We start from the raw sequence: 13,500 nt of genomic DNA, 5'->3' as shown, positions 1-13,500 counted from the left end.
AGCACCTGCACGCACTCGGCCAGCACGCCGCTCAGCGCCACCGCCTCCAGCCCATAGCGCACGCCCACCAGCGCGCCGATCACCACGCAGGCCGCCGTCACCGCCGTGATGTGGAAGTAGGACGCCGACTTGCCCAGCGCGATCGGCGCCACCTGCAGGAAATGCACCGCGCCGAACGGCACGCCGGCCAGCGCATAGATGGCCAGCACCGGCGCCGCCGCGCGCCACTTCTCGCCGAACACCAGCGGCACCAGATCGAGCGCCACCAGCGACAGCAGCCCGAAGCCCGGGATCGCCACCAGGCTCAGCACCGTGCCCAACCGCAGCGCCAGCCGGCGGAACTCCATCGGGTTGTCGCGCAGCCGCGAAAGAAACGGCACCGACACCTGCCAGGTCATGCCGCCGAGCAGCTCGTAGCAGATCTGGAACAGCCGCAGCCCGGTCGAGTAATAGCCGAGCGCCGTCGTGCCCAGAAAGAACTGCACGATCAGCGCATCGGCGCGCGCCAGGATCAGCTCGACCACGCGAGTGCCCAGCATCGCCGCCACAAACGCCCGCGCCGGCGCCAGCAGCGCCAGCGACCAGGCCCGGAACGGATGCCAGCGCGCGCTGTAGAACACCACCAGCAGGTCGATGCAGGCCTCGACCACCAGCTTGGCCATCAGCGACCACACGCCCCAGCCGGCCAGCGCCAGCCCCACGCCAGTCGCGCCGCCGGCAAACGCCGTGAGCATCGAGCGCGTGGCCAGCGCCTTGAAGCCGAGTTCGCGCCGCAATACCGCCTCGGGCACCTGCACCATCGATTGCAGCGGGATGAGCGCCGCCATCACCACCAGCAGCTCGACGCGATCGGGCGCCTCGGCCAGCAGCAGCGCCGACGCCGGCTCGCGCAGCAGCATCAGCAGCGCCGCGATGACCAGCGCCGCGCCGGTCTGCACCCAGAACGCCGCCGCCTCGCGATGCAAGTCGCGCGACTCGGCCTGGATGATGAATTCGCCCAGGCCGGCATTCAGCAGCGTCCAGCAGATCTGCGTGTAGGCCGTCACCAGCGCCACGGTGCCGATGGCATCCGGCGGCAGCAGCCGCGCCAGCACCATGAACACCGCCAGCGTCGTCACGCGCGTGCCCCACACGCGCACCGCCGACCAGAACATGCCCGACACGAGGGTCCGCTTGGAGATCAATTTTCGTCAGGCCCGGAGGAGAAAAGGAGCCGCATTGTCGAGCGTCACTCGGTGCTTCGATGCGACGAGAAAAATCCCTAGGGCATGTCCCAATGTTGATGCCAAGGGGGCGTCAATAGACTTCGTTCCAAGTCGCAGCAAGACAAAAGGTCGTGAGGAGGAGGAGAGGCAGCAATAGCTGCCTATTTCAGGGCGCTGATGAAAGTCAGCGCCCTTTCTTTTTTGCCCTATGCTAATCATCACGACCCGATTGGCAGGCAGCCTCCAATAATCCATGAATCTCCATCAATTGCGCTATGTGCGTGAAGCGGTCCGCCAGAACTTCAATCTGACGGCCGTCGCCAACGCGCTCTATACGTCGCAGCCCGGCGTATCCAAGGCAATCATCGAATTCGAGGACGAGCTGGGTTTCCAGATATTCGTCCGACGTGGCAAACGCATCATTGGCCTCACGCCGCCCGGCGAAATGGTCATTGGCAGCGTCGAGCGCGTTCTCATGGAAATCGAGAATCTGCGCCGCATTGCCGACGATTTCGCCGCGCAGGATCACGGCACGCTGGTTATCGCCACCACTGCCACCCAGGCGCGATACACGCTTCCCAAGGTGATTGCGCAGTTCAAGGAAATCTTTCCCGGCGTGCGGCTCAAGCTGCTGCAAGGCGATCCGGGGCATGTGGCGCAGTACGTCACGCATGGCCGCGCCGACATCGGCATCGCGACCGAAATCCTGGCCGAGCAGCCCGAGCTGGTCACGCTGCCGCTGTTCCAGTGGCGCCATGTGGTGCTGGTGCCGCGCACGCATGCGCTGGCCGAGGTCGAGCATCTCAATTTCGAGCAGGTGGCCGCGCAGCCGCTCATCACCTACGAGCACACGTTTTCCGGTCGCCCCAAGATCGATGCGGCATTTTCCCGGCGTGGCGTCGAGCCGCAGATCGTGCTTGAAGCCATCGATTCCGATGTCATCAAGACTTATGTCGAACTCGGGCTCGGCATCGGGATCATTGCCGAGATGGCTTTCGATCCGGTGCGCGACACCAGTCTGGTGGCGCTGCCTGCCGGCCATCTTTTCGGCGACAACGTGCTGCGAGTGGGGATTCGCCAGGGCAGTTATCTGCGCGACTACGCGGTGAAATTCCTGCATCTTCTGTCGCCTGCTCTCACGCGGGCGCGTATCGAATCCGCGATGCGGAAGGCACCCACGGACGACAACGGTTACGAACTTTGATGGGTTGCATGGGCGGTGGCTTTCCACGGCCGTGCGGCAAATGATGCACTGCAAAAGCCGCTACCATTGCCGCCCAAGTCGACCCCTGCAGGACCGGTCCACATGTCGGATTCAGATTCCCTTTCTCCGGCCGTTTCGTCGGCCGCCTGTGTTGCGCTGTTGCGCAATTCCGAACGCCTGCTCGAGCGTGCCGAGGCGCTCGAGCGCGAAAACGCCGAATTGCGTCTGCGTCTCGAACAGAGCGAGGCCGGTCGCGGCAGCCTCGAAAAGCGTCTGGCGGCGGCACGAGCGCGCGTCGAGGCGCTGATCGACCGGCTGCCGGCCAACCGGGCCGACGCGCTGCGCCAGGAGCATGTGTCGTGAAGCGGCTGCCCGAGCAGGTCACCGTGAAGATCATGGGCCGCGAGTACGCCTTCGTCTGCGAGCCCGACGAGAAGGCGTCGCTGTTCGAGTGCTGCGAACTCGTCGATCAGAAGATGTCGCTGATCCGGGCCCACGGAAAATTGTCGGCCATGGATCGCATCGCGGTGATGGCATCGCTGTCGCTGGCGCAGGAACTGATCGCCACCCGCGCGGCGCTGGTGGCCAGCGAGGCGCGCGTTGCCGCAGCACAAGCCATGGCTGCCGCCGCACCGGCAGCCTTGCCCGCCGGCCTGACCGATGACGCCGGCAATGGCGAGCTCGATCACGCGGTTGCGGCAGTCAACGAGCGCATCGAGCAGTTCATCGCGGCGAGTGCAAAGCCGGTCATCCTCGCGCCGAGAGCGGTCGATCTGTTCGACTGAACACCGGTCGATCGACGGCCGTTTTGAGCTTGCGGCGATCTCGTTTGCTGGCATACTGGCTTCACGCAAGACGAAGATTCATCCGAAAGAAGCCTTCTGAGTACCGAAGCGACTTCGAAAGAATTTCCGGTTTGCCCTGCCGCTCTCGCCAAGGCCAAACACTCCTTGAACCAATGTTTGTTGCCCCTGGCTGCGGAAATTGCCGGTTCGGTGCGATCGATTTGCCCAGACGCTTCGGCGTTGACGGTGGGTTGAACCTAAGAGCCGGTTGACTGTGGCCCCCTGAACCTCACGGTTCGGGATGATGGTCTAGCGGTTCTGGCGGGGCTCCTCATCGAACGGCGCGCATCAATGGATGCGCGCCGTTTGTCTTTGATGCGCGCCAAGCTGCGCGCTGCCAGCCGGCCGAGCGACGAGATCGCTCCGCTAGAATGGGCACCTCATGAATCAAGCCAATACCAGTGCGCCAGAGGGCGCAACGCCCGACTTCAGTTCGTTCGGGCTCGACGCCGCAATCCTTCGCGCCATCGTCGATCAGGGCTACACCACGCCCACTCCCATCCAGTTGCAGGCCATTCCCATCGCGCTCGAAGGTCGCGATCTGATGGGGGCTGCGCAGACCGGAACCGGCAAGACTGCCGGCTTCTCGCTGCCGATCCTGCAACGTCTCATTCCGCTGCAAAGCCCGAGCGTGTCGCCGGCGCGGCATCCGGTGCGAGCGCTCATCCTGGCGCCGACGCGCGAGCTGGCCGATCAGGTGGCCGACAATGTCGCCACCTATGCCAAGCACACCCAGCTGCGCAGCGTGGTGGTGTTCGGCGGTGTCGACATCCGGCCGCAGATCGAGTCGCTGCGCGCTGGTGTCGAGATCGTGATCGCCACGCCGGGCCGGCTGCTCGATCACCTCCAGCAGAAGTCGATCAACCTGTCGCAGGTGCAGATCCTGGTGCTCGACGAGGCCGATCGCATGCTCGACATGGGCTTCCTGCCCGACCTGCAACGCATCGTCAATCTGCTGCCGCCGCAACGCCAGACGCTGCTGTTCTCGGCCACCTTCTCGGACGAGATCAAGAAGCTGGCCCGCAGCTTTCTGCGCGACCCGGCCACCATCGAGGTGGCGCGGCGCAATTCCACCAACGAAAACGTCACCCAGATCGTCTACAGCGTGCCCGAGGCCGACAAGCATCTGGCGCTGGTCAAGGTGCTGAACGATCGCGGGCTCAAGCAGGTGATCGTGTTCGTGAATAAAAAGCTTGGCGCGAGCCGGCTGTCGCGGCTGCTGGAGCGCGACGGCATCGCCGCTGCCGCCATCCACGGCGACCGCTCGCAGTCGGAGCGGACCAAGGCGCTCGACGATTTCAAGGCCGGCACGATCGAGGTGCTGGTGGCGACCGACGTGGCCGCGCGCGGGCTCGACATCTCGGCGCTGCCGGCGGTCATCAACTACGACATCCCGTACAACGCCGAAGACTATGTGCACCGCATCGGCCGCACCGGTCGCGCCGGCGCCACCGGCGATGCGATCTCGTTCTGCGCGCCGGAAGAAGAGCGTTCGCTGGCCGACATCGAAAAGCTCATCAAGGCGCAGTTCAAGCGCGAGACGCTGAAGCTGGCCGGCCGGCCCGAGCGCGAACGTGCAGCCGACGATGCCCGCCCGCCGCGCGAGCCTGCCACCCGCGAGCAACCGGCGCGCGACGCCGCCCCGCGCTTCAGCCGCGATGCCGACCGTCCCGCCCGCCCGGCGCATGCGAGCGGCAGCCACGGCATCCGCCACGGCCGCTCGGCACCGGTCGACGACTTCTTTCTCAAGCCCTACGAGCCGTCGGCGAGTGCAGCGGCGGCCGCCGCCAAGGCCGAAGCCGACAAGCCGGCTGCCAGCAGCGCAAGCAGCAAGCGGCGCCAGAACGTCGGCGCGCTGCTCGGCGGCTACAAGCAGCGCTGATCGGCTGCGCCGTCGGCCGCCATCCCTCGGCGGCCGGCTTTCAGGGCTTTCTCACACGCCGCTGGCCATCGTCCACGGCTTGCCGTCGGCGATCTGGTTGATGACCTGATCGAGCCCCAGCGGCCCGACCCGGAAGCTGGCCGGCAGCACCACGCAATGGTCGGCCGGCAGTTCGGCCGCCAGTCGGCGCAGCGTCTCGATGCCGGTGGCATGCGTGCATTCCACCCAGCCGAGCATCGGCAATTCATTGAACAGCGGATCGGGGCAGGCGAAGGGCGCGACCACGCTCAGATGCCAGTCGTCGCGGGTTTGCGCGCCGAGGCTGTCGAGCAGCCCGGCCAGCGCTTCCTGCTCGTTCGGCTCGACCCAGCACATGAAGTGGAAGCGCGGCCGGCGCGGCGCATTCGCCGTCGGGCGCGCCAGCGGTGCGGCCACCGCATTGCGCTGGCCGATCACCTGGCCGCCGGCGCCCATCACCGGCACCGTCTCCACGCCGCCGAGCCGCAGCCGCATGCGCCAGGCATAGGGCGTGGCTGCGTCGAGCGCGCGCCGCACCGCCGCCAGCACCTGCTCGGGCGCGATGCGCTCCATGCAGAAGGCGCGGCCGAACTTGCAGCGCGGATTGGTATTGGGCGCCGGCCCCTGATGCAGGCAGCCGGCGCAATCCACCGGCGCCAGCAGCCCTTCCTGATGCGCGCCGATCGGCATGCGCGTGACCGGCTCGGCGATGCCGTAGAGGCCGACCGCATCGGTGCCGACCGCGCCCGCCACATGCAGCATGAAAGAGTCGCTGCCGACCAGCACATCGGCCAGCGCGACCGCGGTGGCGCTGCTGCGCAGATCGATGCGGCCGTGCAGGTCGAGCACGCGCGCATGGTCGGGCAGACGGTAGTCGTTGCCCGCGCCGACCACGATCACGCCGATGTCGGGCTCGTCCAGCAGGGCTTGCGCCAGCCGGTTCCAGTGCTCGGGCGGCCAGCTGCGGTCGGGCGTCGCGCTCATGTGCAGCGCGACGATCTGGCGCGCATTGGCCACGCCGGGCCGCTGCGCCAGCGCATTCGCCATCAGCCGGTAGTCCCAGGCGTTGGGATGCAGGCGCAGGCGCGGATCGCCGAGCGCCACGCCGGCCGCCTCGGCATAGGACAGCAGCATGTGCTGGCGCGGGCTGCGTTCGTAGGCCTCGTCGAGGTTGATGAAGATGTCGTCCGGCGCCGGCTGGAAGGCCGACGAGCAGGCGACGAGCAAATCCACATCGGGGTTGTCGGCGAAGACTTCGGTCGCCTCGGTCCAGACCACGATCCGCGCCAGCGGATGCTTGTGCCGCAGCGCATGCACGACCGGCGTGATCTGCAACACGTCGCCGCGCGCGCCGCGCCGGCGCACGACGATGCGTTGTGGCGGCCTGGCCTCGCGCGGCTTGCGCAAGACGGCCAGCCAGCCTTCGGTCTGCGCCGCATCCACCGCCAGCCCGAGCGGGCTGATGTCGGCGATGTCGAACGGGCATTCGCTGAACGTCGGCCGGTTGTAGGCGAAGTACTCGATCTCCTCGAAATGCGGCGCGACCAGCGCATGCACGCGCGCAAAACTCCAGCAGCTCCAGTGCGCCGGGTTCAGGTGCGTGCCGTGCCAGCGCTCGGCCGGCAGCGAGATCAGCATCGAGCCGCCGGGCTTGAGGCGCGACTTGAGCTCGGCGAAGAACTCGTCGGGATCGGGCGTGTGCTCGATGGTTTCGAGCGACATGACCCAGTCGAAGCCGGGTTCGATCTCGTGGAAGTCGCCGCAATGGAAGTGGGCGCGCGAGTCGTAGTTGCTGCGCCGGGCCATGCCGATGGCGGGCGCGTCGATGTCGGCGCCGCAGTATTCGGTGATGCGCGGATTGGCGCCCAGCATCAGCGAGGCGCCGAGGCCGGGGCCGGTGGCCACTTCGAGCATGCGGCCCGACAGCAGCGGCCCGACGAAGTGGTAGCGCTTGAGCACCTGGGCCGTGGGCCAGCTCATCATCAGGCCGGGGCAGGTGCGGCCGTCGAGCAGCTCGCGCACGTTGGCGCCGAACACGCGCTCGAAGGGCTGGAGCGGAATCAGCAGGCCCGAGGTGGCATCGGGCGTGGCGCGCAGCGCCGCAAGCGCTTGCAGGCTGAGCGCGCCGAGCACATCGGCGCCCCAGCCGGCGATCACGCTCGGCCAGATCAGCCGGCCGTCGCGCACCGGCAGCCCGAGCAGGAACAGCAGCTTGCCGCTCGCCGGATCGTGCAGCGTCAGGTCGAGGTGGGGGCCGCGGTCGTGCGGGCCGTGGTACTCCTCGTAGTGCAGGCAGACGGGTTCGTAGCGGTGGGCGTCGAGGGCATCGAGCGTGGCGCGGTCATAGAACTGGCGCACGTCGAGCCAGCTTTCGCAGGCGAAATGGCCGGCTTCGATGAGGATGGATTCGGGCATGGGGCGACCTTGCGAGCACGCGCCCTCAAGTCGGGCGCCGGAATGCCGTTGTTGCGCTGAGGAGGCGGGCGCACGGCGGACAGCGCAAGGCTAGGCCTGCGCGCGCGTCGGCAAGGCGGGAACAGCGGGGGCAATCGGCGGCTTATCGGGCGGCCGCGCGGGTCGCGGTCGGCCGGCTCGGGCAGGTGCCGGTCGGCGGCTCAGAGGCGGGCCAGCCGGCGTTCCCAGGCGGCCGGCGCGATGGCCCAGAACTGCGCCACGCTGCGCGGCTCGTTCGGCAGCGCCAGACCGAGCGCCTGCGCCGCCGCCACCAGCACCGCGAGCGGCGCGCCGGCATCGACCGCCGGCGCCAGCGTCTGCTTGCTGAGCTTGTTGCCGGCGGCGTCGCGCAGCAGCGGCACATGCAGCCAGCCCGGCTGGCGGTCGGCGCCGAGCGCCTCCCACAGCGCCAGCTGGCGCGCGGTGGAGTGCAGCAGATCGGCGCCGCGCACGACATGGGTCACGCCGCTGGCGATGTCGTCGACCACCACCGCGAGGTGATAGGCCCAGATGCCGTCGGCGCGCTTGACGACAACGTCGCCGGTCTCGCGCGCCGGGTTCTCGCGTTGGGCGCCGTGCCAGCGGTCGTGCCAGACCAGCTCGCGGTCGGGCATGCGGGCGCGCCAGGCGCGGGCGCTGCGCGCGGCGGCGCGTTCGGGCGCGATGCCGTGGGCGCAGGCGCCGGCGTAGACCGCCTCGCCGTCGGCGGTGCGTTGCGTGGCGGCGCGGGCCACTTCGGCGCGGGTGCAGACGCAGGCATAGGCGCGGTCGCGCGCGACCAGGGCGTCGAGCGCGGCGGCATAGGCCTCGCCGCGCCGGCTCTGGAACAGCGGCGCGTCGTCATGGGCAAAGCCGCAGGCGGCCAGCGCCTGCACGATGGCCTCGACCGCGCCGGGCGCGCAGCGCGGGCCGTCCCCATCCTCGATGCGCAGCAGCCAGCGGCCGCCGTGGATGAGCGCATCGGCGCGGCTGGCCAGCGCCGCGACCATCGAGCCGGCATGCAGCGGCCCGGTGGGCGAGGGCGCGAACCGGCCGACATAGCCGGCGCTCATGGCAGCGCCCCCGGCGCCAGCAGCGCGCGCTGCACCGCCGGCTCGGCCAGCATCCGGGTCCACAGCGCCACCGCCTTGCAACGGGCTGGCGCGGCCCAGGCCGCCAGCAGCGTGGTCGGCGCGCGCGGCGCTTCATGCGCCAGCGCCACCAGCCGACCGCCGGCCACATGCGGCTGCGCCAGCGGTGCCGGCAGCCAGCCACAGCCCAGACCGGCGAGCTGGGCGCGCAGCTTGGCCTGCATGTTGGGCAGGGTCAGCACATCCTGCCCGGCCAGCAGACCGATGCTGCGCGGCGCCAGCACCCGGGCGCTGTCGGCCACCGCCACCGCCCGGTGCCGCGCAATCTCGGTCGTGCCGAGCGTGCCCGCATGGCCGGCCAGCGCATGACCGGGCGCCACGCAGAACAGCCATTCCACCTCGCCCAGCACCAGCGTGTCGAAATTGCCGAAGGCGCGCGGCAGCGGCGCGCTGGCGCGCGGCGGCAGGACCAGATCGCTGCCGCCGTCGCCGACCGCCGGCAGGCCGATGGCCAGATGCGCGCGCCCGGTCAGCAGCGCCTCGCGGGTGCCGCCGAGCACTTCCTCCAGCACGCGCAGCCGGGTCGGCGCCAGTGCCGACTCGGCGGCGGGCGCGGCGGCGGCCGGTGCGAGCAGGGCGCTGCCGGCACGCGGCGGCGCGGTCCGGACCCGGGCCGGCACCGACCGCGCCAGCGCCGCCGCGAGCGCCTCGGCCTCGATGGCGGCGCGCTGCTCGGCGGTAAAGCGCTCGATCAGCGGCAGCAGCACATCGATCGGCAGCAGGCTGTCGAGCGCGAGCGTCAGCTCCACCGGCCAGCCGCGCGCCAACTGGCGCACCCGCTGCTCAAGGTCGCGCGCGGCGCGCAGCAGCTGCCGGCCTTCGTCGACCAGCGCCCGGCCCTCGGCGGTGAGCCGTGCGCGATGACCCGAGCGGTCGAACAGCGCCACGCCGAGGTCGTCCTCCAGCTTGCGCACCGCATAGGTCAGCGCCGACGGCACCCGGTTCAGCTCCTCGGCCGCTGCCGCAAAGCTGCCGCGCCGGTCGATCGCATCGAGGGTTTCCAGCGCATCGAGCGTGAGAGCCATGATGAAAATAATTGAATGAGTTGTGCAGCCATGCGTACTGGAGAGTTTCGCTCCGGTACTCGATACTCCAGCCCGCCTCGGCGGCCAGCGGGCCGCTGCATCGGCAACAAGGTTCAATCATTTTGAATTGTCTGGCGGCATGCCGCCAGCCGGTCCTTCCCCAAGCAGCCAGCACAGGAGCCTGACATGGCCAGCATCGCAGTCGTCTATTTCTCGGGTTACGGCCACACCGCCAAGGTGGCCGAGGCGGTCGCCGCCGGCGCCGCCCAGGTCGAGGGCGCCACGGTCGAGCTGATCGCCGTCGACGCCGAAGGCAATCTCACCGACGCCCAGTTCGCCAGCCTCACCGCCGCCGACGCCATCGTGTTCGGCGCGCCGACCTACATGGGCAACGTGCCCTGGCAGTTCAAGAAGTTTGCCGATGCCAGCAGCAAGCTCTGGTACACGCGCGCCTGGGAAAACAAGATCGCCGGCGGCTTCACCAACTCGGCCTCGTTCAACGGCGACAAGGCCGCGACGCTGAGCTGGCTGATCACCTTCGCGCTCCAGCACGGCATGGTCTGGGTCGGCAGCAGCATCCTGCCGGCCAACAGCTCCAAGGCGGTGCGCGACGACCTGAACCGGCTCGGCTCCTTTGCCGGCGTGATGACGCAATCGGACAGCGACCTGGGCGCCGATGTGGTGCCGCCCAAGGGCGATCTGGCGACCGCCGAGGCCTACGGCAAGCGGATTGCCGGATTCGCGCTCAAGCGCTGATTAGCAATCAGTAATCGACCGGCAGGGGCTTGCCGGCGCGATGCAATGCCAGCCAGCGCCGCAATTCGGCCACATGCTGGGTTTCCTCGTCGGCAAATTCCCTGGCAAACCGGCGCACCTCGGGATCGTTGGTGGTTTCGAGGATGTCGCTGTAATAGGCCATGCTGGCGGTTTCGGCATCGAGCGCGACTTGCAGCGCTTCTTCCCGGCCCAGAAACGGATCGGCGGCCCAGATGGCCGCCACTTCCGGGCTTTCGATGTCGGGCCATTCGAAGTCGCTGCTGGCAAGGTCGGGCATTGCCCGGAATCCCGACCGATTGCGCGCATCGCTCAGATGCAGCCGCGAATAATCGGCCAGCCGGCGAAACAGCCGCGCCACCTCCACATTGCCGCTCGACACCATCGCATCGGCCAGCTGGCCAAAACGCAATGCCGCCTCTTCTTCCAGCTTGATTGAATGGGCGAGAAATTTTTCGACTGAATCCATGAATGCGGTCCCGAAAACAGGAATGTTCTGTTGAGGCGAGTGCAATCGCCCGGCGCCCGGGCCAAGCAATATCGGCGCCAATAAGCGGGCTGCCGTCGAAAAGCTGGCAATTGCCCGGTCGGACGCAATTGCCGGCGCTGTTGGAAACGCGTCATTCGCAACACTTGCGTTTGCTAGGGCACAATACCTACAATTGGTCCAATTCAGTACCAATGATTTCCGACAATTGCGATTTATTTGCCGCCAGCCAAATGCTGCATCAGGCAATGCTTGAATAAAATCGTCTGGCAATTGCGCCAGATCAATCCGCAATCCGGTTGCCTGCCGGATTGCTGCAATAAATCCGCAGCCGTGCTTCCCCGCATGAACAAATAGTTCCGAAACAATCCGGCGAAATTGGGTATATGTCTTGCTGATTCATCGATTCACCCATCAATCATGAGGAGTGGTGAATCATGGCCAATGTAACTTTCTCGTCGCCGATCATGCCGCGCGACATCACCGTGTACGCCGTCGCCGGCGATCGCGGCAACCTTCTCGCGCTTGCCAAGGCGCACAACATCCCGATCCCCTTCGATTGCCAGGACGGCGAATGCGGTTCCTGTCTGGTCGAAATCAGGCATCTCGCGGGCGATGTCCGCTACGGCATCGCCCTGACCGAAAAGGAAAAGGAGCTGCTCAAGCAACTCGGCAAGATCACCAAGGAGGAGATCATGGATGCCGAGGTCAACGACATGCCGCCGCGCAATCGGCTGGCCTGCCAGTGCTTCGTGCGCAATGAGGACATCTTCGTTTCCTTCGAGGGCGACGCCACGCTTCCGCTCAAGGGCCCGACGCTGTCGATCGCGGCCGCGATCTACAAGGGCGGCGTCGAAATCCATACGCTCGATGAATTCCTGAGCTTTGCCGTCCAGGTCGAGGAAGACGCGGCAATCCATTTCGAGCAGCTCAGCGCGGCAATGGCCGCCTGCGGCAATGCCGACGTGGCCGGCCTGTTCCAGCAATTGGGCGGCTATTCGCGCCTGCATCTGGAAGAAGCCAAGGCCAAGTGCGTGAAGTACAACGCCGAAGTCAAATTGCCGTCGAGTTCGGCCTGGCCCGAAAACGAAACGCCGGAAAAGACCGCGCTGTGGGCCGGCGATCCGCTGCTGTCACGGCTGGGCGCACTCAAGGCGGCGCTGGTCGGTGAACGCCGCGGCTACGAGTTCTATTACGCGATTGCCGGCACGACGAAAGACGCCGACATCCGCAAGGTGGCCAAGGAATTCGTGCGCGAGGAAGTCGAGCATGTCGAAAAGCTGAAGCAGTGGATTGCGCAGGAAGAAGCGGCGCTGCGCATCAAGGCGGCGGCAATGCCGGCTTGATGTCGTGATTTGCGGGCGGCTGAATTCGCCCGGAATAGCTCGTAAAAAAACCGCCATTCGATCAAACGATCGGCTGGCGGTTTTTTTGCGGGATGAACACGGCAGGCAGGCGGCTAGCGCCCGCGCACATGCCCGGTCTCGCGCGCCATTTCATTCACCGTGCGCGCGATCGCCGGCTCCAGTCCGGCCGAGGGCTTGATGAAGGCCAGGCCCATGCGCCATTCGGGCTTGAGCGCGCGCGGGTCGCCCGAGGTGACATGGCAGACGCGCAGGCCCATGAAGAAGCGCTCGCCGTCGAGGTCGAGCGAGGCGTCTTCGAACACATGGCCGTTCTCGGGCAGCAGCGTGCTGTTGGGCAGGGTGATGCCGATGCCGCCGACGCTCAGGTCGCGCACGCGCCAGTCGGCGTCGAATTCGCGGATCTTCAGGCGCGGCGCCAGGCGCGGCGGCACCAGCACCCGAAAGCTCTCGCGCCGTTGCAGCCGGTGCAGGCGCGGCGGCACGTCGAGCAGCAGGCCGCGGCTGGCCACCGTCGGATTGGTCGGGCCGGGCTCCACCGTGCCGCGCACCCGCACGTCGAAGGCGATGCGGATGTTGTCGAGGATGAGGTCGCAGACGCCTTCGCGGTCGCCCAGCAGCCGGCGCTCGATGCTGCGGTCGCGCGGTGCGTCGAGCAGCAGGGTGCGGTTGCGCTCATCGACCCGCGTCAGCGGCGACAGAAAGCTCGACGTGCCGTCGGGCGTGGCCATGCTGCACAGCACGCGGCGTTCGGCGATGGCGCGCATCCAGCCCAGCACCTCGATCGGGTTGGTGATGAGGTAGCGGTCGGCCCGCCACGAGAGAGCGTCCTGGCTCACTGCGCATGCTCCTGGTCCAGCCGCGCCACCCAGGCGAGGATTTCGGCGACCGCCAGATAGAGCTCGGGCGGTATCTGCATGTCCACGTCCATGCGCACCAGCGCGGCGGCGAGCGCGTCGCTGTGCACGCGCGGCACGCCGGCCGCTTCGGCCCGGCGCAGGATTTCTTCCGCGATCGGGCCCCGGCCACGCGCGCTCACGCGCGGCGCGGCGTCGCGGGCGGGGTCGTAGGCCAGGGCGGCGGCCAGCGCTGGGCTGGCCGCCGCCCTGGCC

Annotated in this window: 12 protein-coding genes, 1 other RNA gene and 1 pseudogene; 7 read left to right on the top strand and 7 right to left on the bottom strand. The window is 67.8% G+C overall.

The window, feature by feature from the left end:
* Positions 1-224: 224 nt before the first annotated feature.
* Positions 225-1,154 (bottom strand): annotated as a pseudogene (locus B9P64_RS29130) (oligosaccharide flippase family protein); the annotation flags it as partial.
* A 304-nt stretch (positions 1,155-1,458) separates the two neighbouring features.
* On the opposite strand from B9P64_RS29130, the gene B9P64_RS22650 reads away from it, so the two are divergent.
* From B9P64_RS22650 to B9P64_RS22635, 5 genes are all read left to right on the top strand, one after another.
* Positions 1,459-2,409, top strand: a complete 951-nt coding sequence (locus B9P64_RS22650) for a CysB family HTH-type transcriptional regulator (RefSeq protein WP_085318338.1) — start codon at positions 1,459-1,461, stop codon at positions 2,407-2,409.
* Positions 2,410-2,568: 159 nt separating this feature from the next.
* Complete coding sequence (locus tag B9P64_RS22645; RefSeq protein ID WP_235840101.1) at positions 2,569-2,772, top strand: DUF904 domain-containing protein; 204 nt, start codon at positions 2,569-2,571, stop codon at positions 2,770-2,772.
* Positions 2,769-3,194, top strand: a complete 426-nt coding sequence (locus B9P64_RS22640; protein WP_085318337.1) for a cell division protein ZapA — start codon at positions 2,769-2,771, stop codon at positions 3,192-3,194. Before B9P64_RS22645 ends, B9P64_RS22640 begins: the two co-directional genes overlap by 4 nt.
* Positions 3,195-3,324: 130 nt before the next feature.
* Positions 3,325-3,526: non-coding RNA, 6S RNA (gene ssrS / locus B9P64_RS31375), on the top strand.
* A 110-nt stretch (positions 3,527-3,636) separates the two neighbouring features.
* Positions 3,637-5,136: a DEAD/DEAH box helicase gene (locus tag B9P64_RS22635; protein ID WP_085318336.1), complete on the top strand. Its 1,500-nt coding sequence runs from the start codon at positions 3,637-3,639 to the stop codon at positions 5,134-5,136.
* Between the two features lie 51 nt (positions 5,137-5,187).
* Here the strand turns inward: B9P64_RS22635 and B9P64_RS22630 are convergent, their stop codons facing one another.
* The 3 genes from B9P64_RS22630 to B9P64_RS25915 all read right to left on the bottom strand — a co-directional run bounded on the left by B9P64_RS22630 (position 5,188) and on the right by B9P64_RS25915 (position 9,763).
* The gene (locus B9P64_RS22630) at positions 5,188-7,569 is read right to left on the bottom strand and encodes a glycosyltransferase family 9 protein (RefSeq protein WP_085318335.1); all 2,382 of its coding nucleotides are present in this window, start codon (positions 7,567-7,569) and stop codon (positions 5,188-5,190) included.
* A 200-nt stretch (positions 7,570-7,769) separates the two neighbouring features.
* Positions 7,770-8,660, bottom strand: a complete 891-nt coding sequence (gene gluQRS, locus B9P64_RS22625; RefSeq protein WP_085318334.1) for a tRNA glutamyl-Q(34) synthetase GluQRS — start codon at positions 8,658-8,660, stop codon at positions 7,770-7,772.
* Complete coding sequence (locus B9P64_RS25915) at positions 8,657-9,763, bottom strand: LysR family transcriptional regulator (RefSeq protein WP_176256938.1); 1,107 nt, start codon at positions 9,761-9,763, stop codon at positions 8,657-8,659. Before B9P64_RS25915 ends, gluQRS begins: the two co-directional genes overlap by 4 nt.
* A 186-nt stretch (positions 9,764-9,949) precedes the next feature.
* Here B9P64_RS25915 and B9P64_RS22615 point away from each other — a divergent pair, with 186 nt between their 5' ends.
* Positions 9,950-10,519, top strand: coding sequence for an NAD(P)H-dependent oxidoreductase (locus B9P64_RS22615; protein WP_085318333.1), 570 nt, complete (start codon positions 9,950-9,952; stop codon positions 10,517-10,519).
* Between the two features lie 7 nt (positions 10,520-10,526).
* Here the strand turns inward: B9P64_RS22615 and B9P64_RS28305 are convergent, their stop codons facing one another.
* Positions 10,527-11,318, bottom strand: coding sequence for a ferritin-like domain-containing protein (locus B9P64_RS28305; protein WP_235840100.1), 792 nt, complete (start codon positions 11,316-11,318; stop codon positions 10,527-10,529).
* Between the two features lie 143 nt (positions 11,319-11,461).
* Between B9P64_RS28305 and B9P64_RS29925 the strand changes: the two genes are divergently transcribed.
* Positions 11,462-12,370 carry a 2Fe-2S iron-sulfur cluster-binding protein gene (locus tag B9P64_RS29925; protein ID WP_176256937.1) on the top strand — a complete coding sequence of 303 codons (909 nt, stop codon included), beginning with the start codon at positions 11,462-11,464 and terminating at the stop codon, positions 12,368-12,370.
* Between the two features lie 113 nt (positions 12,371-12,483).
* Here the strand turns inward: B9P64_RS29925 and B9P64_RS22600 are convergent, their stop codons facing one another.
* Together B9P64_RS22600 and B9P64_RS22595 are read right to left on the bottom strand one after the other, a co-directional pair.
* A complete protein-coding gene (locus tag B9P64_RS22600) occupies positions 12,484-13,227 on the bottom strand; it encodes a flagellar brake protein (protein ID WP_085318331.1) in 744 nt (247 codons plus the stop codon).
* The coding region (locus B9P64_RS22595) for an EscU/YscU/HrcU family type III secretion system export apparatus switch protein (RefSeq protein ID WP_328589880.1) at positions 13,224-13,500 on the bottom strand (277 nt) is incomplete at its 5' end. The genes B9P64_RS22595 and B9P64_RS22600, both read right to left, overlap by 4 nt.

The sequence above is a fragment of the Derxia lacustris genome (genome assembly GCF_002105195.1).
GTDB lineage: Bacteria > Pseudomonadota > Gammaproteobacteria > Burkholderiales > Burkholderiaceae_E > Derxia > Derxia lacustris.
Note: the sequence above shows the minus strand (reverse complement) of the source record. Positions and strands in the feature narration are given on the sequence as shown.